This is a genomic window from Streptomyces sp. NBC_00076 (genome assembly GCF_045041235.1).
In the GTDB taxonomy this organism is placed as follows: domain Bacteria; phylum Actinomycetota; class Actinomycetes; order Streptomycetales; family Streptomycetaceae; genus Streptomyces.
This window is the reverse complement of sequence record NZ_CP108242.1, coordinates 10,074,967-10,094,745: the sequence shown is the minus strand read 5'-3', so window position 1 is coordinate 10,094,745 and position 19,779 is coordinate 10,074,967. Positions and strand designations below refer to the sequence as shown.

At 71.3% G+C, this 19,779-nt stretch carries 15 protein-coding genes; 5 read left to right on the top strand and 10 right to left on the bottom strand.

Annotated elements, in window-relative coordinates; all coding sequences use genetic code 11:
* Nucleotides 1-79 precede the first annotated feature (79 nt).
* The gene (locus tag OHA64_RS44980; RefSeq protein WP_405623012.1) at nucleotides 80-856 is read right to left on the bottom strand and encodes a GNAT family N-acetyltransferase; all 777 of its coding nucleotides are present in this window, start codon (nucleotides 854-856) and stop codon (nucleotides 80-82) included.
* A 450-nt stretch (nucleotides 857-1,306) separates the two neighbouring features.
* Nucleotides 1,307-2,107 (bottom strand): chaplin family protein, encoded by an 801-nt coding sequence (locus tag OHA64_RS44975; RefSeq protein ID WP_405623011.1) that lies wholly within the window; start codon nucleotides 2,105-2,107, stop codon nucleotides 1,307-1,309.
* A 295-nt stretch (nucleotides 2,108-2,402) separates the two neighbouring features.
* On the opposite strand from OHA64_RS44975, the gene OHA64_RS44970 reads away from it, so the two are divergent.
* The gene (locus OHA64_RS44970) at nucleotides 2,403-4,004 is read left to right on the top strand and encodes an alpha/beta hydrolase (protein ID WP_405623009.1); all 1,602 of its coding nucleotides are present in this window, start codon (nucleotides 2,403-2,405) and stop codon (nucleotides 4,002-4,004) included.
* Nucleotides 4,005-4,020: 16 nt separating this feature from the next.
* On the opposite strand, the gene asnB is transcribed toward OHA64_RS44970, so the two are convergent.
* Nucleotides 4,021-5,865 (bottom strand): asparagine synthase (glutamine-hydrolyzing), encoded by a 1,845-nt coding sequence (gene asnB, locus OHA64_RS44965; RefSeq protein WP_405623007.1) that lies wholly within the window; start codon nucleotides 5,863-5,865, stop codon nucleotides 4,021-4,023.
* Nucleotides 5,866-6,218: 353 nt separating this feature from the next.
* On the opposite strand from asnB, the gene OHA64_RS44960 reads away from it, so the two are divergent.
* The gene (locus OHA64_RS44960) at nucleotides 6,219-7,316 is read left to right on the top strand and encodes a chemotaxis protein (protein ID WP_405623006.1); all 1,098 of its coding nucleotides are present in this window, start codon (nucleotides 6,219-6,221) and stop codon (nucleotides 7,314-7,316) included.
* A gap of 349 nt (nucleotides 7,317-7,665) precedes the next feature.
* Entirely contained in the window at nucleotides 7,666-9,138 is a 1,473-nt protein-coding gene (locus OHA64_RS44955) for a PP2C family protein-serine/threonine phosphatase (RefSeq protein ID WP_405623004.1), read from the top strand.
* 90 nt (nucleotides 9,139-9,228) lie between these two features.
* Here the strand turns inward: OHA64_RS44955 and OHA64_RS44950 are convergent, their stop codons facing one another.
* Nucleotides 9,229-10,722, bottom strand: a complete 1,494-nt coding sequence (locus tag OHA64_RS44950; protein WP_405623002.1) for a hypothetical protein — start codon at nucleotides 10,720-10,722, stop codon at nucleotides 9,229-9,231.
* Nucleotides 10,723-10,967: 245 nt separating this feature from the next.
* Between OHA64_RS44950 and OHA64_RS44945 the strand changes: the two genes are divergently transcribed.
* Both OHA64_RS44945 and OHA64_RS44940 read left to right on the top strand, forming a co-directional pair.
* Nucleotides 10,968-12,104, top strand: a complete 1,137-nt coding sequence (locus tag OHA64_RS44945) for an aminoglycoside phosphotransferase family protein (RefSeq protein WP_405623000.1) — start codon at nucleotides 10,968-10,970, stop codon at nucleotides 12,102-12,104.
* Between the two features lie 265 nt (nucleotides 12,105-12,369).
* Nucleotides 12,370-14,352, top strand: a complete 1,983-nt coding sequence (locus OHA64_RS44940) for an N-acetylmuramoyl-L-alanine amidase (RefSeq protein ID WP_405622999.1) — start codon at nucleotides 12,370-12,372, stop codon at nucleotides 14,350-14,352.
* Between the two features lie 11 nt (nucleotides 14,353-14,363).
* Here the strand turns inward: OHA64_RS44940 and OHA64_RS44935 are convergent, their stop codons facing one another.
* The 6 genes from OHA64_RS44935 to OHA64_RS44910 all read right to left on the bottom strand — a co-directional run bounded on the left by OHA64_RS44935 (nucleotide 14,364) and on the right by OHA64_RS44910 (nucleotide 19,768).
* The gene (locus tag OHA64_RS44935) at nucleotides 14,364-14,861 is read right to left on the bottom strand and encodes a hypothetical protein (protein WP_405622998.1); all 498 of its coding nucleotides are present in this window, start codon (nucleotides 14,859-14,861) and stop codon (nucleotides 14,364-14,366) included.
* Nucleotides 14,862-15,177: 316 nt separating this feature from the next.
* A complete protein-coding gene (locus OHA64_RS44930) occupies nucleotides 15,178-16,095 on the bottom strand; it encodes a universal stress protein (RefSeq protein WP_405622997.1) in 918 nt (305 codons plus the stop codon).
* Nucleotides 16,096-16,279: 184 nt separating this feature from the next.
* Nucleotides 16,280-16,522, bottom strand: coding sequence for a DUF397 domain-containing protein (locus OHA64_RS44925; RefSeq protein WP_405622996.1), 243 nt, complete (start codon nucleotides 16,520-16,522; stop codon nucleotides 16,280-16,282).
* 83 nt (nucleotides 16,523-16,605) lie between these two features.
* The gene (locus OHA64_RS44920) at nucleotides 16,606-17,772 is read right to left on the bottom strand and encodes a thiolase domain-containing protein (RefSeq protein ID WP_405622995.1); all 1,167 of its coding nucleotides are present in this window, start codon (nucleotides 17,770-17,772) and stop codon (nucleotides 16,606-16,608) included.
* Nucleotides 17,769-18,818, bottom strand: a complete 1,050-nt coding sequence (locus tag OHA64_RS44915) for a thiolase domain-containing protein (RefSeq protein ID WP_405622994.1) — start codon at nucleotides 18,816-18,818, stop codon at nucleotides 17,769-17,771. The genes OHA64_RS44920 and OHA64_RS44915 overlap by 4 nt, the downstream gene beginning before the upstream one ends.
* Nucleotides 18,815-19,768 carry a Zn-ribbon domain-containing OB-fold protein gene (locus OHA64_RS44910; RefSeq protein WP_405622993.1) on the bottom strand — a complete coding sequence of 318 codons (954 nt, stop codon included), beginning with the start codon at nucleotides 19,766-19,768 and terminating at the stop codon, nucleotides 18,815-18,817. Before OHA64_RS44910 ends, OHA64_RS44915 begins: the two co-directional genes overlap by 4 nt.
* Between the last annotated feature and the right edge of the window lie 11 nt (nucleotides 19,769-19,779).

Below are 19,779 nucleotides of genomic sequence, written 5' to 3'. Positions count from 1 at the left end.
TGCCGACCGGGGCTCCCACAGTTACGTCCTGCACCGCCGTCGACCGACATGTACCGCGGGTTACCGCGAGAGGTGCGGGCTACGGCACGTACACGTACGGCGTCGTCGTGGTGAGCGGCTGGAAGCCGAGGCGTTCGAGGATGGGGCGGCTCTGGCTGGAGGCGTCGACCTGGAGGTAGCGGTAGCCGCGGGACACGGCGGCGCGGGCCCGGTGGGCGACGAGCGCGCGGTAGATGCCCCGGCCGCGCCAGGCCTCGACGGTGCCGCCGCCCCACAGGCCCGCGAAGCGGGTGCCGGGGACGAGTTCCATACGGGCGGCACTCACCGGTGTGTCACCGGCCAGGGCGACGACGGCGACGACGGTGTCCGGGTCGTCCGTGAGCCGGGCGAGCAACTGGTGTCGCAGCCGGGAGCTGTCGGTGCCGAATGCCTTCTCGTGCACGTCCGCGACGAGATCGACGCCGGCCCGGTCGGTGACCGGCAGGAAGCGGACGCCCTCGGGCGGGTCGCCGTCCAGGGTCAGATCAGCGACCTCTCCGATCATCAGTGTCTCCTCGGGCTCTGGCGCGAACCCGGCGGTCCTGAGGCGCTTGCCCAGGTCCACCGGCAGATCGTGGCCGTAGAGCTTCCACTCGAACTCGCGGTCGAGACCGGAGTAGTGGGCGATCTGCTCGGCGATCGCCGCGTCGGCCGACGCCTCGTCGAGGTCGGACCAGACGACACCGTTCCAGCCCTCGGCGGAGGCGACCTGGCGGACCACCCGCCCTGCCCTCTCTATCCGGGCACCAGGGCCGTCGGGCTGCGCGCCCTCGCGCATGTCCCGGTCGTACAGGGCGAGTACCGCGATGTGATCCATGCGCTCACTCCACCACCAGGATGCCTTCGCGACAACGGCGTTTACGGCCGCCCGCCGTCCGGACAGGCACCCACGACGCCGTTCACGACCGCGCGCCCACCGCCCGAACCGCCGTCGGGTACGCGCGCAGCCGGTCGCGGTTGCGGGCCAGTCAGTCGATGCGGGCCGGAGCATGGCGTGCGCCTTGCCGACGAGCCACAGCCACGTCGCCCCGGCGAGCCGCAGACACGCCTTCCGGAGACGTCGAAGCCACGCCTCCCCGCCGGCCCGCGCAGCCGCCCGGTGCCGTTCGTACGCTCCCGGGACGGGCAGGGCCCGGCCTGGACGCAGGGCGAAGATCACGCCAGGAGGAGGGCCGTGGCCCACTGCCGGACCCGCTGGTCGTGTTCCCGGCGCAGCGGGCCCGCCGGCGCTTGCGTGGAGCGAGCGAGGCATGAACGAGACAGGCGGTCAGCGCGCCACCCGTGGCCGGTAGCGCCGGTACACGACCGCTCCGCCCAGGACGAGCACGGCACTGCCCAGGACGGCGGGTACGGTCCGGTCGGCTCCCGTCTCGGCGAGGGCGCCCGTGAGGTGCTGCGGCGGGGCCGGTCGGGGGGCGGGGTTCGCCGCCGGCGGGGCAGGCCTGTGCGCCGGCCGCACCGGGCGGTCGGGGCGGTCGGGGCGGTGAGGCACCGTCGGGCCGTCTCCGGGAAGGTTCACTGACTCGTTGCCCACGACCGCGTTGCCGACGCCGACCACGCTCACGCTGTTGCCAGTGAGGTTGACGGGCAGCTGGAGCGGGAGCTGGAGGCCGTTCCCGGAGAGCACGCCCGACGAATCGATTCCGCCGCCGCTCGCAATCGACCCACCGCTCACACTCGCCCCTCCATGCGTGCCCGCATCCCTCTGGGTGCCCGCACCACCATGCGTACCCGCCCCGCCGTGCGTACTCCCCCCGCCCCGTGCCTCCGCACCGCCATGCGCGCCGGCCCCGCCCCGCGCGTCCCCAAGGCCGAGCCCACGGGCCGACCCATCGCCGCTCTCGTGAGCGCACCTGTTGCCGGCCGCGGGGTTGAGCAGCCCCACCACGTTCACGGTGCTCCCGCACAGGGTCACCGGGGCGTGCACCGGGAGCTGGGCGGTGTCGCCGGAGATCAGCCCGGGCGAGCCCACCGCGGCGCCGTCCGCGGAGGCGCCTGGGGCCGCGAACGCGGCGGACGCCGGCGCGGCCATTGCCATCGCGCCCGAGGCGGCGGCGACGGCGATCATTCCGTTTCGGGTAACCCGTTTCATAGGTTCCCTGCCTTCCAGACATGGTCGCGGGCACTCACCCGCACCGGGTAGAACGCGGTTGAACCATCCGAGTTATGGCTTATCGGGCTTTCACCCCATCGAGCGTCGTGGTTATCGAACTGGCGGCAGAACCGCCGTTTGTGCCAGGAGAGGGCGCAGGGTAGGCCAGTCACCGCGATCCCGCTGGCCCGGAGGCGTGCGCTACGAGGTCCGCCTATCGTGATCGAGGGCGCCGCTCCCCGGTCCGCGACGGGCGTCCCTGGAGGCATCGATGCTGTCCAAGCTGTCGACGCGCCCCACCCTCCGGCGCTGCGCGATCACCTCGGCGGCCGGGCTGGCCCTGCTCGGCGCGGGGCTTCCGGCGAGACCCTCGGACGGCTCCGAACCCGATGTGTCGCGGTTCTACCACCAGAAGGTGACGTGGGCGAAGTGCGAAGGCGTCGACATGCCCGAGGACCTCCAGTGCGGGAAGGTCACCGTCCCCCTCGACTACACGAAGCCGCGGGGCGCCACCCTCGATCTGGCACTCGCCCGCTATCGGGCGACCGGCCCGTCACACGGGTCCGTGCTGCTGAACTTCGGCGGCCCCGGCAGCGCGGGAGTCGCCGAACTCGCCGCCGGAGGCGACGACTTCATGGACCTGACGAACGGCTACGACGTGGTGTCCTTCGACCCCCGCGGCGTCGGCAGGTCCTCGCCGGTCAGTTGCGGCGACGTCCCCACCGACTCCGTCCTGCTGACGGACGGGGGCAGCGATGTCGATGTCACCGACGATCCGAAGGCCATGCTCGAACACGTCCGCAGGGCGGCCGCCTCGTGCGCGAAGCACTCCGGACAGGTCCTCCCGCACGTCGGCACGGTGAACGCCTCCCGCGACCTGGACGTGATGCGCCAGGCCCTCGGCGACAAGAAGCTGAACTACCTCGGCTTCTCCTACGGAACACGGCTCGGCGCGGTGTACGCGGCCCAGTTCCCCGAGAAGGTCGGCCGCTTGGCGCTCGATGGCGTGGACACGCTCACCGAGCCGCTGTCCGAGCAGGGCGTGGCGGGTGCCGCGGGGCAGCAGCGAGCGCTGGAGGACTTCGTCAACTGGTGTGTGGAGGACATCGCCTGTCCTCTCGGCACCGATGCCCGCTCGGCCCGGGAGGAGGTCGTACGGCTCGTCGCCTCGCTCGACCAGGACCCGGTACCGACGGACTTCGGCGAGGACTTCACCGGGCAGGATCTCGTCGGCGCGCTCAGCCAGGCTCTCTACAGCGAGGAGTTGTGGCCCTCGTTGGAACGGGCGCTCGCCTCCCTGGTGGAGGACGGTGACACCCGGGCGCTTCTCGGGTTCTTGGGCAGCGGGTCCGCGTTCCGGGCGTCCGGCGTGCGGGTCGGCGACGGGACGCACGGTGCACTCGTCGACCAGGACGACGTGCCTCCCGACAATCTTCCGGCGGCGCTGATGGCGATCAACTGCGCGGACGATCCGGACCGCCCCGACGCCGACCGGATCACCCGGGACCTCGGCCGGTTGCGCGCCGAGTACGAACAAGCCTCCGCGGTCTTCGGCCGCTACCGGCTCACCGAGTACCTGATGTGTTACGGCCGCCCCAAGGGCACCGACTACATCCGCGAGGAGGTCCGGGACGTACGCACCGCGAAGATGCTCCTCGTGGGTACCCGGGGCGACCCGGCGACGCCCTACCGCTGGACCGTGGAGACGGCCCGGCGGCTGGGCGACTCGGCCGTGGTGCTCGACAACAAGGGCGAGGGACACACGGGTTACGCGTCCTCCAAGTGTGTGCACCAAAAGGTCGTCGCGTTCCTGCTGTACGGCTCGCTCCCGCCGGACGGCAGCTCCTGCGGGCCCGAGGGCGTCCGCGAATGACGTCCGGCGATGCGGCTCAGTCGCTCAGCACGACCTCGGGCTCGTAGAGGTCGAGCCACAGCGCCAGGTCGAGGGTCCGCTCGAGACCGCGTCGCGCCGCCTGGGTGCTCACCGGGGCGTCATGGTGGGCGGAGCTGCTCAGCCGTTCACGGTCGACGAGGTCGAAGACCGGGTGGTCGGGCCGGGCGAGGAGGTCCTTGGCCTGGTCCTGGAGGGCGGCCGCGTACGCGGGGTCCTGGGTGGAGGGGTAGGGGCTCTTGACCCTGTCGTACACGGACTTCGGGATCACGTCCGCGGTCGCCTCCCTGAGCAGGCTCTTCTCCCGTCCGTCGAAGGACTTCAGCGACCAGGGGGTGTTGTACACGTACTCGACGAGCCGGTGGTCGCAGAAAGGCACCCTCACCTCCAGGCCGACGGCCATGCTGGCGCGGTCCTTGCGGTCGAGCAGGATCCGTACGAACCGGGTCAGGTGGAGGTGGCAGATCTGGCGCATCCGGTACTCGAAGTCGCTCTCGCCCTCGAGGCGGCGGATGCCGGAGACGGCGGTGCGGTAGCCGTCGGCGACGTACGACTCCAGGTCGAGGGCCTTGGTGAGCTCCGGGCGCAGGACATCGGCGTCCTCACCGAAGTGCCGGCCGAACTGGACCAGCCAGGGGAAGGTGTCGGCGCGCCTGGCCTCCTCGTCGAAGAACTGCAGATATCCGCCGAAGACCTCGTCGGCGGACTCGCCGGACAGGGCGACCGTGGAACGCTCACGGATGGCCCGGAACAGCTGGTACAGGGAGGCGTCCATGTCGCCGAAGCCCATGGGCAGGTCGCGGGCCCGGATCACCTGCGCACGGATCGCGGGGTCCGCCAGGGCCTGTGCGTCGAGCACGATGTCCTGGTGGTCGGTGCCGGAAGCGCGGGCCACGTCGTGCACGAACGGTGTGTCGGGGGTGCCGCGCAGTTCGTCGGCGACGAAGCGGTCCGCCTGTCCCACGAAGTCGACGGCGAAGCTGCGGACCCGCTCCCCGTGCTCGCCGAGCTGCCGGGCCGCGAGCGCGGTCATCGCGGAGGAGTCGAGGCCGCCGGAGAGCAGGGTGCAGCGGGGGACGTCGGCGACGAGTTGGCGGCGCACGATGTCGTCGAGGAGCTCACGGACGGTGGCGACCGTGGTGTCACGGTCGTCGGTGTGGGGGCGGGTCTCCAGTTCCCAGTAGGCGCGACGGCTGAGGCCCGAGCGGTCGACGGTGACGACGGTGCCGGGCTCGACCTCGCGCATGCCGTCCCACACGGCGTGGCCGGGCGTCTTGATCATGGTGAAGAGTTCACGCAGTCCGTCCAGGCGCACCCGTGCCGGGGCCAGCGGGTTGGCGAGGATCGCCTTGGGTTCGGAGCCGAAGAGGACGCCGTCGCGGGTGGGGTAGTAGTAGAAGGGCTTGATGCCCATGCGGTCGCGGATCATGACGAGCTTGTCGGCGCGACCGTCCCAGATGGCGAAGGCGTACATGCCGTTGAGGCGCTCTGCCACCGCGTCGCCCCATTCGAGGTAGCCCCGCAGCACGACCTCGGTGTCGGAGTCGGTGGTGAAGTGGTGGCCGCGGGCAACGAGTTCGCGGCGCAGCTCGGTGAAGTTGTAGGTCTCCCCCGAGTACACGAGCGCGACCGTGCCGTGCGGGGTGTCGGCCGTCATCGGCTGTCGGCCGCCGGGCAGGTCGATGATGGCGAGCCTGCGGTGTCCGAGGGCCGCGGGTCCCTGCGCCCAGACGCCACGGTCGTCCGGACCGCGGCACGCCATCGTCTCGGTCATCGCATGCAATGTGTCGGACTCGGCGCGCAGGTCGCGGTCGAATGAGACCCAGCCCGTGATGCCGCACATATGTACCTCCTACTGTCCGGTTCATGGAGGGCATGGGCGGCCACCTGCGGCTTTTCACCGGTGACACGCCCTCGACAAACCCTCCCGGAAAACCAGTTGTAACTAGCACCTATATGTCGAGCGTGTGTCACACCCCGGAGGCGGGTCAACGTGCGCGTAACGCGGGCGCCGCCCCCACCCCCGCACTTTCGGCCGCGCTTTGCGTCCGCGATAACCGCCGAAGCGCTTCCCGCCGGGCGGATCGGATCATGATTCAGCCAACGGCAAACACTTCCCCAAGTTCCACCGGCGTCCGTCGACGCCAACGGATTGCCCCAAATGCCTGAACCTGGAATCGGTCCTATGGTGCTCATATGGAGCACGCACTCAGCCCCGCGACCCTCACCGGACTGCGCCGCCCGCGCCCCTATCCCGCGGTGTCCGTGCTGACGCCCACGCACCGCCGTGAACCCGACAACGCCCAGGACCGGGTCCGGCTGCGCAACGTGGTGGCTGAGGCCAAGCGGCAACTGGAGGCCGATCCCGCAGTCCCCCGGGAGCGGCGCATGGACGTCACCCGCCACCTCGACCAGGCCGTCACCGAGGTGGATCTGGCGCACGCCGAGGAGGGCCTGGTGATCTACGCGGCACCAGGGGAGCACCATGTGTGGTCGCTACCCAGGCCCGTGCCCGAACGTGTGGTGCTTTCCGACACGTTCCTGACCCGCAACCTGGTGTCCGCACAGGCCGCCGAGCGCTCGTTCTGGGTGCTCTCGCTCTCCGCCGACCGCGCCACCCTGTGGAACGGCGGCACGGACCGGGTTTCCGAGGCCCGCACCGGTGAATTCCCCCTGGCCAGGAGCCGCGACAACTTCGACGCCGAACGCCAGGAACGGATCGGCGACCTGCCCAGCACCTTCCGTGACGAGGACACCCGCCATTTCCTGCGCGCGGCGGACACTGCGATGAGCGCGGTGCTGCGCGACGACGAACGGACGCTGTACGTAACCGGTGAGCCGGCCGCGCTCTCCGCCCTGGACGAGGTCGGCGGCGTCACCAGGGAGGCCGTGCACCTACCGCACGGCGGACTCGCCCACGGCACCCCCGAGACCGTGTGGCAGGCGGTCCGGCCGCTGGTCGCCGCCGAGGCCCTCAGGAGTACCGACACGGTGGCACGCGCCCTCGAGTCGGCACGGGGACACCGGGCGTTCGCGGCCGGCGTCGACGAGCTCTGGCAGAGCGCCCGGGAAGGCCGCGTGCGGCTGCTGGCCGTCGAGGAGAACTACCGGGTGACGGTGCGTGACGACGACGGCGACCATCTGATCCCGGCCGTGAGCGGCGACCTCGACGCCCGCGAGGACATCGTGGACGAGATCGTCGAACAGTGCCTGGAGACCGGCGCCGACGTGCGGTTCGTACCGGACGGCGCCCTCGGCGAAGCCGAGGGGATGGCGGGTGTCCTGCGGTACTGATCTCCGCGCGCGGACCCTCACGGAGAGGGATGGATGTGACCTGAGTCACGCGAAAGACGGCGGTCTGGATCCGTGCCCCCTGTGCCACACTCCTTAGAACACAGGGCCGTCGAACACATAAATGAACTATCGCGGCGCCCCTCAAGTCCCGTACGAAACCTACGACTTGACTCACCCCGCGCCCTCCGCAGGCGCGGGATCCGACCGCTCCGTGAAGACTGTGGCATATGCCAGAAGCACCACCGGATCGTGTGTTGCCAAATCCCTTACAGTGCGTCGCGGGCTGTGCAACAGTCGTAACCGGTCCTTCCGTCCGCCTTGGTCGTACCGTCCCGCATCGGAGCGCGTCATGTCGTCCCACCTCTCTGCGGACCGCCCAGCCGCCCAGCCGCCAGGACGCGGCTCGGTCGACGCGCTCATTTCGCAGACGCGGCGACTCAAGGGCGACATGGACGCCGTACGGCAGGACACGCGGCCGGACGGCTCGGACCCCCAGGACCGCTGGCAGCGCGCGCTGTACGACCTGGCACTGCACCAACTCAACGACCTGGACGAGCACTTGGCACAGCTGCGGGACGGTCCGCCGCCCGTGCCCGCCGCATCCACGTCGCCGGAGCCGGAATCCGCCGTCCGAGCCGTGCCCCCTGTTCCCCGGCGCGGCTCGCTGCTCAGCCGGGTGGGCAGCGCGGAGTGGAACCTCCTTACGGACGAGGCCAGTTGGTCCAGCGAGCTCTACCAGATCCTGGGCCGAGACCCCGCGGCTCCCCCGCTGACGCTCGACGAGCTGCCGTCCCTGGTGTGGGACGCGGACCGACCGAGGCTGACGACGATGGTCACCGACTGCCTCGTCGACGCCAAGCCGATCGACGGGGAGTTCCGGATCGTGCGCCCGGGCGGCGACATACGGACCGTGCACATGATGGGCGAGCCCGTGCTCGACCCTGACGGCAGCACCGCTTCGATGTGGGCGGTGCTGCGGGACGTCAGTGAACTGCGCCGTAGCCAGCGGACGGTGAGCGAGACCCGTGACTCGTTACAACGCCACCGGCACCACGCGCAGACCGAGCACCGGCTCGCGGTCGAGCTGCAGGAAGCCGTGCTGCCGCCGTGGCGCGGCTCCCTGCGGCTCCCGCACCAGGGACCGGAGACACTCGACCTCGCGGCGCACTACCTGCCGTCGACGGCGAGTGCCCTGATCGGCGGTGACTGGTACGACGCCCTGGAGCTCGCCGACGGCGAGACCCTCCTCAGCGTCGGCGACCTCACCGGCCACGGGGTCGCCGTGACCTCCGGCATGGCGACCCTGCTGGGTGCCGTCCGCGGAATGGCCGTGGCCGGCACCCAGCCCGGCCAACTGATGGCCTTGCTCAACCAGTTGCTCGACGCCACCGTGCAGCCCGCCCTCGGCAGCGCGGTCTGCTGCCGCTACCGGCCCGAGACCCGCACCCTGGTGTGGGCGCAGGCCGGACATCCCGCCCCGCTGCTGTTCCGCGACGGGACGGGACGCAGGCTGCGCCCACCTGCGGGCGTCCTGCTCGGCGCGACCTCCGGTGCCGTCTACGAACAGGCCGAGGAAGCCCTTCGGCCGGGGGACCTCCTTGTGCTGCACACCGAGGGGCTGGTGCCCGGTCGATGGGATTGCCGGCACCCGAGCGACGCCGAGAACGGGAGAGGGACGGCCGCGAACCGTCTTCTCGACCTGGCCCCGCGCTTGGACGAGGCGCGCACCGCTCAGGACTGCGTGCGGATGGTCGTGGAGGAGTTCGGCGAGGACGAGCGCGAGGACGACGCCTGCGTGCTCGTCGCCAAGGTGATGTGCTGAGCTCCCCCGCGCCGAGGTGACGTCCTGACCACCGCCTCGCCAACGTGATGTCGGTAACCACCACCCGACGGGATCGGGACGCCACCGCCCCTACGCCGGTGCGCTGTTGCCGCCCCTGCCCTTGGGCCTGGGCAGGGCCTGCCTGATCTCCTCCCGCAGTTCGTTGATCCTCGGATAGCTGGAGTACTCGGCGGTGAGCCGGTACATCTGACGCAGTCGGTCCCAGGTGCGGTGGGAGGAGTTGGAGCCCATCGACACCAGGGCGAGCCGTGCGTACCGGTCCGCCTGCTCGGGGTCGTCGCCGATGAAGCAGGCGGAGGCCATGGACAGGAAGTCGAAGATCTTCGACCGTTGGCGACCGTCGACCCTGAGAGCCAGCGCCTTCTCCGCGTAGTGCTGGGCGTGCACGGCCGCACCCGGATCGTGCTCGGCCAGCGTGCGGTAGGCCAGGGCCTGCATGCCGTACAGGTCCTCCTCCTTGAAGGTCTGCATCCAGCTCGGCGGCGGCACGTCGCCCCGGTCGGAGACGAAGAGGTCCTCCGCCTGTCCGAGGGTGCGGCGCATCGCCTGGCCCTTGCCCATGGACGCCTGGGCCCAGGCCTCGATGGTGTAGAGCATCGCCCTGGTCCGCGGCAGCACCTCGTCGCCGGAGCCGGACTGGGCGAGCTTCATCAGGTCGAGCGCGTCGTCGGGACGGCCCAGGTGCACCATCTGGCGAGCCGCTCGGGAGAGCGCCTCCCCGGCGCGGGGCCGGTCGCCGCCCTCTCTCGCGGCGTGGGCGGCGATGACGAAGTACTTCTGGGCCGTGGGCTCCAGGCCGACGTCGTGCGACATCCAGCCCGCGAGGACGGCCAGATTGGCGGCGACGCCCCACAGGCGCCGCTGGAGATGGTCGGGGTGCCGGTAGGCGAGCATTCCGCCCACCTCGTTGAGCTGGCCCACGACTGCCTTGCGTTGCAAGCCGCCGCCGCGGGCCGCGTCCCAGGCCCGGAACACCTCGACCGAGCGCTCCAGTTCCTCGATCTCCTGTGATCCGATGGGTGCGGCCTCGTAGCGGTCGAACCCGGCTTGGTCGGCGTGCAGGGGGTCGTCGAACTGGGGAGCGTCGGCGGTCAGAGCCGGATCGGTGTGCAGCCAGTCGTACATGGCACTGCTGAGTGCGGATCCCGCGGCGAGCGCGGCGCCCGCGCCCACCAAGCCGCGTCGGTTGAGCATGAGGTCCATTCCCGTGAATTCGGTGAGGACCGCAGCAGTCCGCTCGGGCGCCCACGGCACTCCGTCGGGATGTTCCTCACTCCCGTCGCCCTGCCGTTTTCCCGCACGCCCGTGCCGGGCCAGACCGAGGTCCTCGATGGTCACGACACGGCCGAGACGCTCGGTGAACAGGACCGCCAACACCCGCGGCACCGGATCGCGCGGGATCTCTCCCATGTCGATCCACCGCCGCACCCGTGAGGTGTCGGTCGACAGCTGGGGGTGGCCCATGGCCGCCGCCTGCTTGTTGACCAGTCTCGCGAGTTCGCCCTTGGACCAGCCGGCCAGGCCGAACAGGTCCGACAGGCGGGTGTTGGGTTGTCCGCTCACGTCAAGCCCCCAGGTACTCGGCTGAGTTGACAGTAGCCCGGTGAGAGTTGCCGGGCGACTATTCGCCACGGTTCGCCAGGGTGCGCCAGATGGTGTGCCAGTGGGCATCGGGTGTCAGGTAGGAATGCGCCACCCCGACCCGGTCGCCTTCCTTGCACCACGGATGCACTCCCCAGGGTGCACCCGGGGCGACCGGGCCGGGCGCGCACTGTCGTCGCAGGCACACGAAGGGATCTGTTTCCCCCATGTACGCAGCATCGTCCTCCGTGTCCGCCCCACCCCGGTCGCTGCATCCCCGGCCTGCGGGTGGCGGCCCCTATCTCGACCCCGCACGTCCGACGGCCCCCGTACTCGGTGCGGGAAGGACGCGGCGCGTTCCGGGGCTCGGTACCCAACCGCTCAGCGGGAGACTCGACTTGTCCGGCCCCCAGGGCGCCCAGCTGCGCACGGCGATCGCGTCGGTGCACCGGATCTGTCCGGAGTTCGCCCCGGTGCAGGTGTTGCGCCGCAGCGGACGCTCCGTGCTCCTGGTCGGCACGACAGGACGCAGCACCGCCGTCGCCAAGTGTTTACTGGACCACTCCCCCGTGTGGGCCGAGCGGATCCGCCACGAGATAGCCGCATACCGCTCGTTCGTCCGGCACCGCCCCCCGGTGCGGGTGCCGAGGCTGATCGCCGCGGACCCGGACAACTGCACCCTCGTCATCGAACGGATGCCCGGACGAGTGGCGGCACTGCACCGGCATCCCGCCGAAGCCCCGCCCCGCGCGGACATCAGAGCGGCGCTCGGCGCGGTCTGTCGGCTCAACTCCTGGCGTCCGCCGACGGGCACCTTCGACGCCCCGCTCGACTACGCGACCCGGATCAACCGGTATCACGAGCTGGGGCTGCTCACCGACCGGGATCTGGGTGACCTGCAGAAACTGCTGCACGGCATCGCGGCGACCGCCGGCCGCCAGGGCATGGGCCAGTTCTGTCACGGCGACGCGCTCCTGTCCAACATCCTCCTGTCCCCGGCCGGTCCAGTGCTGGTGGACTGGGAGCACGCGGGCTGGTATCTGCCGGGGTACGACCTGGCCACGCTGTGGTCGGTTCTCGGGGACGCCCCGGTGGCCAGGCGGCAGATCAGCCAGCTGGCGCAGTCGGCGGGCCCGGCCTCGCGGGACGCGTTCCTGGTGAACCTGATGCTGGTACTGACCCGTGAGATCCGTACCTACGAGATGGCCGTGCAGCGTTCGATGCACGACACGACCCCGACGGCACCGGGAGCCCACCCGGGTGCCGCGCCGTCCGGCGAGGAACAGCGGCTGCTGCTGAGGCGGCTGCACGACGACTGCCAGCTGGCCCGACGGGCCGTGCGCGCGGCGGTCGGTACTCGCTGACGGGGACGAGGATCCGCGGTACGCCCGACGCAGCGGCGTGCCGCGGATCTCGTACGTCCGGGACCGGGCGACGTTCACGGGCCATCGGTGTACACCACTGACGCCCGGCAGGCCGGCGGGCCTCCGCCACGAAACTCCCGTGGCCGGGTTGACATGGGAAATCACCAGCTCCTGGGCATGATTGACGGATCGTCGGGAACCGGGTACCACTGACGCACACCCGGGCCCCGTGCGGTTCATCGCTCGTCCGTCCCAGGAGGCTGCATTGCGAGGATCCGTCACCGCCCCCCGCAGGACCGCCGGACACAAGGCCGTCCGAAGAACGGCCGGCGCGCTGGGCTCCGCCGCGCTGCTCCTGCCGTTGCTCGGCGCGGCCCCCTCCGAGGCGCAGAGCACCACGAACCCTCTCCGGTCGGCCTTCGCCCTGGCGGCCGCCCAGTACCAGGTGCCGCGGAGCGTCCTCCTCGGCGTCTCCTACCTCCAGTCCCGCTGGGACACCCACGCCGGGGCGCCGAGTGTCACCGGCGGCTACGGCCCGATGCACCTCACCGACGCCCGCGCCGCGCTCGCCGGTGCGCCGGCACACCACAGCGACGGCCTTGAGGACGCACGGGGCGACGGCGCCCGCCCGCCGCTGCACCCCGAGACCAAGATCCCGGAGACCGAGATCCCCGAGGACTCCGCGCTCCCGGCCCGGCTCAGGACCCTGGCGAGGGCGGCGGATCTGACAGGTCTCAGCGCCGAGCGGCTGCGGACCGACCCCGCCTCGAACGTTGCCGGCGGTGCCGCGCTCCTCGCAGCGGCCCAGAAGGATCTGGGCGAACCCCTGAGCGAGGATCCGGCGGCCTGGTACGGGGCCGTGGCCCGGTTCTCCGGCGCGGACGACAGCGCGACGGCCGCCGCGTACGCCGACGACGTGTACGACGTACTGCGCACCGGCGAGGAACGCACCACCGACACCGGCCGGCGGATCGCCCTGGCCGCCCAGCCCGACCTGGTCCCCGACACCGAGCAGCTCGCGCGGACGGGGCTGCGGACACTCGACCCGCGCGGCACGGAGTGCCCGAGGACTGTGGCCTGCGAGTGGATCCCCGCTCCCTACGAGGAGTTCGGCGACGGCGACTACGGCAACCACGACCTGGGCGACCGGCCGACCTCCCAGAGCATCGACTACATCGTCGTCCACGACACCGAGGGCACCTGGGACACGGTTCTCGACCTGGTGCGGGACCCGACCTATGTGTCGTGGAACTACTCGCTGCGGTCCACGGACGGTCACATCGCCCAGCACGTGAAGGCGAAGGACGTGGCCTGGCACGCGGGCAACTGGTACGTCAACGCCAAGTCGATCGGACTGGAGCACGAGGGCTTCCTGGCGGAGCCGGACGCCTGGTACACGGAGGCGATGTACCGCTCGTCGGCGCGACTGGTGACGTACCTGGCCAGGAAGTACGACATCCCGCTGGACCGGCAGCACATCCTGGGCCACGACAACGTGCCCGGCCCGACCACGCCGATCATCGCCGACATGCACACCGATCCGGGCCCGTACTGGGACTGGCGCCATTACTTCGAGCTGCTCGGGCGCCCCTTCGAGCCCAGTGCGGGCACGCACGGCGGGCTGGTGACCATCCGCCCCGACTACGCGGAGAACAAGCCGGAGTACACGGGCTGCGTCACCCAGGGCACGCCCTGCGCGCCCCACGGTTCCAGCGAGGTCCGGCTGTACTCCGACCACGACGAGAACTCCCCGCTGATCAAGGACGTCGGTCTGGGCACGGCCCCCACGCCCGGGGTGAACGACGTGTCCTCACGTGTCTCCACCGGCCAGCAGTACGCGGTCGCCGACCGCCACGGGGACTGGACGGCGATCTGGTACCTGGGCCAGAAGGCCTGGTTCAAGAACCCGAAGAAGAACCCGACCGCGGTGAACGCGAGGGGTCGTGTGGTGACGCCGAGGGCCGGTCTGGAGAATGTCCCGGTCTACGGCCGGGCCTACCCGGAGGCCGCGGCCTATCCGCCGGGAGTGCCCGCCCAGGCGGTGTCGCCGCTGCCGTACCGGCTGCCGGCGGGGCAGCGGTACGTGGTCGGGGACAGGCTGCCGGGCGAGTACCTCTACGCGGTCACCTTCAGCCCCGACTCGCACAAGGTCGTGATCGGCGAGGACTCGTACTACGAGATCCAGTTCGGTCACCGGGTGGCGTTCGTGCGGGCCGCCGACGTACGGGTGGTGCCGTCGGCCGGGTAGCCGCCGCCTCCTCAGCCCTGCTGGAAAAGTTCCGCCGGGAGCGGCTTCAGCAGGGCGTACAGGTCGTCGGTGATGGGGCGGTCCCACGAGGCGATGGTCACCAGGACGTTGTCGCTGCGGTCGAACTGCACGCAGGAGATCCGGCTCTCGGAGAGCTTCAGGCGACGCACGATCAGGAGGTTGTCGCCCTGCATCACCGGCATGTCCTCGGTGCTGACGACGCTCACCTCCTCGTCGTTCTCCAGGGCCAGCAACAGCTGTCCCACCTCGAAGGGGATCTCGTCGTCGGCGATGTCCCGGGCCGGGGAGCCCTCCGGCAGATTGCCGATGATCATCGCCGGGCCGCGGCCTCCGAACAGGTCGTACCGCAGGTACAGGCCCTGGCAGCTGCCGTCGGGGGCGGGCAACAGACCGGCGTTCAGATTGCCGGGCCAGTCGCTCGGGTCCATGGCCAGGACGTCGAAGTCAGGCCCTGCGGGAGTGGCGCTGCGGCGGCGGAGGAACGACATGCCGCCATGGTACGTGGCCGAGAGCGGTCCTTGGCGTGCGGGCGGGCCTGGACTCCGGTCCGATGACGTTCGTGACGGCCGGCTCCCGGGCCCGGTCGTCGCAGGACGGTTGGCACCACTGCTGGCGTGGGTGCCACTTGAGGAAGTACCGCACACAGCGCGGCGCGTGGCGGGCGCGCGGGCGTCGGTGGTCCGGTCGGTCCGGTCCGGTTCGGCGAGGAAAGCGACCGCGACATGCGCGAGCGCCGCGGTGTGGCCGCCGCCACCCTGTATGACCCGGTGCCGTACGTCGCGGTGGCGGTCCGGTGCGGGCGGCTCAGACCTCCGGGGGCGCCGGCGGAACGACGGCGACCGGGCTCGCCGCGTGCAGCAGGACGGCGTGGGTGACGGAGCCCAGCATGCGGGCGGGTGCCAGCAGGCGCCGCCGGTGGCGGCCCACGACGACCAGGTCGGCGTTCTTCGAGGCGGCGACGAGGTGTCCGGCCGCGTCGCCCGGGGCCACGTACGGCTCGGCCCGCACCTCGGGGTGCCGGGCCCGGTGCGGGGCGAGGAAGCCCTCGGCGAGGGTGCGGGTCTCGTTCTCTACGGCGGCCTGGTCGATCGTCGGCGGGACGAGGTCGACGGGAGCCACCCAGGTCTGCGCCGGCCAGGCATAGGCGGCCACGACCTGCAGGCGCGCGTCGCGCAGCGCGGCCTCGGTGAAGGCGAACGCGAGCGTGGCCTCGTCGGGGCTGTCGACCTGGAGGCCGACGACCACCCGCGTGCCTGGCTCGTGGGGCGTCTCGCCGTGCACCTCGCGTCCAGGGCGGGGCACTACGACGACGGGGCATTCGGCGTCCCGCGCGGCGGCCATGCCGTTGGAGCCGAGGAGCAGACTGGCGAAGCCGCCGCGGCCCCGGGACCCGAGCACCAACAGCCGTGCCGTGGAGCCCAGTTCGGGCAGCAGGGCGGCGGAGGCGCCCTCCAGGGCGAGGTACTCGGTCTCCGGCCGGTCGGCCCTGTCCTCCGGATACCTGCCCTCCAGATACCTGCGCACCTGGTCGAGCACCGGGTCGTCGTCCGCGTCGGGCGGTCCGGCGATCAGGACGTCCGGCCGTGCCCACGCGGCGTACTGCCGTACATGGACCATCCGCAGGGTCGCCTCGTGTCGGCGGGCGGCGTCGAGTGCCCAGTCCAGGGCGCGCAGGCTGTCGTCCGAACCGTCGACCGCCGCGATCACCGGCAGGGTGTCCATGGGTTCCTCGCTTCCGGATGTACGACCTCGCGTTCCCTGGGGTCAGCCTTGCTCAGGCAGGGGCCCCAGGAGAGCGCTGAAGGTCGCGTGTCCGTCAAAAACGCGGGGAACACCGACGGGTCCGTCCGCCGGATCGGCGCAATAGCGTCGGTCTGGCGGGTCGGCCCGGCGGTCAATCCGGCGATCAGGTGAGGTCGAACTCTCCTTCCCGCGCTCCCGATACGAACGCACCCCACTCCGCCGGTGTGAAGATCAGGGAAGGGCTCTCCGCGCGGCCGCTGTTGCGCATCGCGATGAATCCCTCGACAAAGGCGATCTGGACATCCCCCAGGCCACGGCTGCTGGAGTGCCATTCGGCGTTGCTGAGGTCCAGCTCGGGCTTGTCCCAGCCCATGAGCGGCTGCTGCTGGATGGTGGTCTCGGCCACGTCCCTGCTCCTCCCGATTGCGTCGTCCGCGGCCAGCCTAGCGATCGGTTCCGGACGCCAACAGGCCACGTGAGGGGGACCTTTCAGGAGTCGGGTGGCCGCGACCCCACAAGCCACATCGAGAAGAACTGGGATCCGCCGCCGTAGGCGTGCCCGAGCACCCTGCGCGCCCCTTCCACCTGGTGTTCCCCGGCCTGTCCGCGCACCTGGAGTGCCGCCTCGGCGAAGCGGATCATGCCGGAGGCGCCGATGGGATTGGTCGACAGGACACCACCCGACATGTCGACGGGCAGGTCCCCGTCGAGCTCGGTCACCCCGGACTCGGTGAGTTTCCAGCCCTCGCCCTCGTCGGCGAAGCCGAGGTTCTCCAGCCACATGGGCTCGTACCAGGAGAACGGTACGTACATCTCGACGGCGTCGATCTCCCGGCGCGGGTCGGCGATCCCGGCCTGCCGGTAGACATCGGCCGCGCAGTCCTTGCCGGCCTGCGGCGACACGGCGTCCTTGCCGGCGAAGAGGGTGGGTTCGCTACGCATCGCCCCGCCGTGCATCCAGGCCGGGGGCCGGGGCGCGCGGGCGGCTCCGGCGCGGTCGGTGAGGATCATCGCGCAGGCGCCGTCGGAGGAGGGGCAGGTCTCCGAGTAGCGGATGGGATCCCAGAGCATGGGCGAGGCCTGGACCTTCTCCAGGGTGACGTCGTGCTCGTGGAGGTGTGCGTAGGGGTTCTTCAGCGCGTTGCGCCGGTCCTTGAACGCGACGAGGGAACCGACCGTCTCAGGCGCTCCGCTTCGTCGCATGTACGCGCGCACATGCGGGGCGAAGAAGCCGCCGGCCCCGGCGAGCAGGGGCTGCTGGAAGGGGATCGGCAGGGACAGACCCCACATGGCGTTCGACTCGGACTGCTTCTCGAAGGCGAGGGTGAGCACGGTGCCGTGGACGCGGGCCGCGACCAGACCCGCGGCGACCAGCGCGGTGGACCCGCCGACGGACCCCGCGGTGTGCACCCGCAACATCGGCTTGCCCACGGCGCCCAGGGCGTCGGCGAGGTAGAGCTCCGGCATCATGACGCCCTCGAAGAAGTCGGGCGCCTTGCCGATGACGACGGCGTCGACGTCCGCCCACGTCAGCTCGGCGTCGTCGAGGGCGCGCCGGGCGGCCTCCCGGACCAGCCCCGCGATCGACACGTCCCGGCGCGCCGCGACGTGCTTGGTCTGGCCGATGCCTACGACGGCCACGGGCTCCTTGCTCATCGCGGATCCCCTTCGAGTACGGCGACCAGGTTCTGTTGCAGACACGGGCCGGAGGTGGCGTGAGCGAGGGCGCGGTCGGACTCGCCGCGGTGGACGCGGGCGGCGGCCTCGCCGATCCGGACGAGTCCGGCCGCCATGACGGAATGGGCCGCGAGCGCGCCTCCGGACGGGTTCACGCGCACGTCGTCGCGCAGCCGGAGCGCCTTGCGCAGGACGACCTCCTGCGAGGTGAAGGGCGCGTGCAGCTCGGCCGTGTCGACGGGCTTGTCGAAGGCGCCGGCCTTCTCGGCGGCCAGGCGGGTGGAGGGCGAGTCGGTCAGGTCCCGGACCCCCAGGCTGTGCGCCTCGATGCGGTGGTCGATGCCGCGGATCCAGGCGGGCCGTGCGCACAGTTCCCGGGCGCGGTCCCCGGCCGCGAGGATCACGGCGGCGGCGCCGTCGCCGATGGGCGGGCAGTCGCCGGTGCGCAGGGGACGTACGACGTACTCCCCCTGCTCCACCGCACCGCGCAGCTGAGCGTGGGGGTTGGCCGACGCGTCTTCGCGGCTTCGGGCGGCGACGGCCGCCAGCTCGGGCTCGTCCGTGTCGCCCGCGTCGATGAGCGCCTGTGCCTGGAGGGCGGCGAGCGCGACGGAGTCGGGCCACAGCGGGGCCACGTAGTACGGGTCGAGCTGCCGGGTCAGCACGTCACGCACGGATCCGGGCGACGACTTGCCGTAGGAGTACACGAGCGCGGTGTCGGCGTCGCCGGTCAGCAGCTTGGTCCACGCCTCGTACAGGGCCCAGGCGCCGTCCATCTCGACGTGCGACTCGGAGATCGGCGGCCAGGCTCCGACGCCGTCGAGGGCGAGGGTGAAGGAGAAGGCGCGCCCGGCGAGGTAGTCGCTGGAGCCGGAGCAGGTGAAGCCGATGTCGGCGGTCTTCAGGCCAGTCTGTGCGAGGACGTCGTGCAGCACCGGCATCAGCATCTCGACCTCGGAGAGGTCGTGCGAGGTGCGTCGGTGGTCGGTCTGCGCGAAGGCGACGACCGCAATCTCTCGCGTCACAACAGCTCCCTGTAAGTGTCGTAGTCCGCGTCGGGTTCGCCGGTCGGCCGGTAGTGGTCGGGGTAGCGGGAGTCGTCCGTCCACACGGCTTCGACGCGCAGGCCCATGCGCACCTGGTCGTAGGGAATGCCGCCGATCCGGCCGTGCAGGGCGAGGTCGGCACCGTCGAGGGCGATGTGGGCGTAGACGTACGGCACCTCGATGTCGAGATTCGCCGTATGCGCAGCCTTGATGTTGACGATGCAGTACGTGGTCACCGTGCCGCGCGGCCCCACCTCGACCTGTTCGGATGTGGCGACACCACATGTGGGGCAGGCGCCCCTCGGCGGTACGTACACCTTGGTGCAGGACGGGCAGCGCTCGCCGACCATGCGCCGGCCGCCCAGGGCTTGGATGTAGGCGGACTGGGCGCGGCCTGGCGAGTAGGTGTAGTCGAGGCGGGCGGCGGCGACGATGCCGGTGACCGGGTTCTCGAACTCGCCGCTGTGCACGGAGGGTTCGGGCTGGTCGGCACCGTCGTACGGCTCGAAGCAGGCGATGTCCGTGATGGCGCCGGAGCGTTCGTCGGCCCAGCGGATCCGGACCCGCATGCCGGTGTGCACGGCGTCCGGCCCGGAGGCGTCGAGAGCGTGCAGGAGGGCCGTGTCCGCGCCGTCGAGGCGTACCAGGACCCAGGCGAACGGGGTGGCCAGCGGCTGGCCGCGGCGGGGGTCGTGGTTCCAGGCCCAGGTGGTGACGGTGCCGGTTTGGGCCACCTCGACCAGGCCGCCGATCTCCTCGGCGGTGACGGGGTCGTACTCGACGGGCGGTACGAGAACGCGACCGTCGCCGGTGCCTACGCCGAGGACGACACGTTCGCGCAGGCCGGTCAGGAAGGCGCTCTGGACGGGGCCGAGGGAGCGGGTGAACGGGAACTCGACGACGAGCGGGGCTTGGAGGACTTCGGGCATCCCGGATGTCT

Bases quoted from the DNA above. Each gene is read 5' to 3' on its own strand.
- OHA64_RS44980 (WP_405623012.1), bottom strand. From the start codon at position 856: ATGGATCACATCGCGGTACTCGCCCTGTACGACCGGGACATGCGCGAG.
- OHA64_RS44975 (WP_405623011.1), bottom strand. From the start codon at position 2,107: ATGATCGCCGTCGCCGCCGCCTCGGGCGCGATGGCAATGGCCGCGCCG.
- OHA64_RS44970 (WP_405623009.1), top strand. From the start codon at position 2,403: ATGCTGTCCAAGCTGTCGACGCGCCCCACCCTCCGGCGCTGCGCGATC.
- asnB (WP_405623007.1), bottom strand. From the start codon at position 5,865: ATGTGCGGCATCACGGGCTGGGTCTCATTCGACCGCGACCTGCGCGCC.
- OHA64_RS44960 (WP_405623006.1), top strand. From the start codon at position 6,219: ATGGAGCACGCACTCAGCCCCGCGACCCTCACCGGACTGCGCCGCCCG.
- OHA64_RS44955 (WP_405623004.1), top strand. From the start codon at position 7,666: ATGTCGTCCCACCTCTCTGCGGACCGCCCAGCCGCCCAGCCGCCAGGA.
- OHA64_RS44945 (WP_405623000.1), top strand. From the start codon at position 10,968: ATGTACGCAGCATCGTCCTCCGTGTCCGCCCCACCCCGGTCGCTGCAT.
- OHA64_RS44935 (WP_405622998.1), bottom strand. From the start codon at position 14,861: ATGTCGTTCCTCCGCCGCCGCAGCGCCACTCCCGCAGGGCCTGACTTC.
- OHA64_RS44930 (WP_405622997.1), bottom strand. From the start codon at position 16,095: ATGGACACCCTGCCGGTGATCGCGGCGGTCGACGGTTCGGACGACAGC.
- OHA64_RS44920 (WP_405622995.1), bottom strand. From the start codon at position 17,772: ATGAGCAAGGAGCCCGTGGCCGTCGTAGGCATCGGCCAGACCAAGCAC.
- OHA64_RS44910 (WP_405622993.1), bottom strand. From the start codon at position 19,768: ATGCCCGAAGTCCTCCAAGCCCCGCTCGTCGTCGAGTTCCCGTTCACC.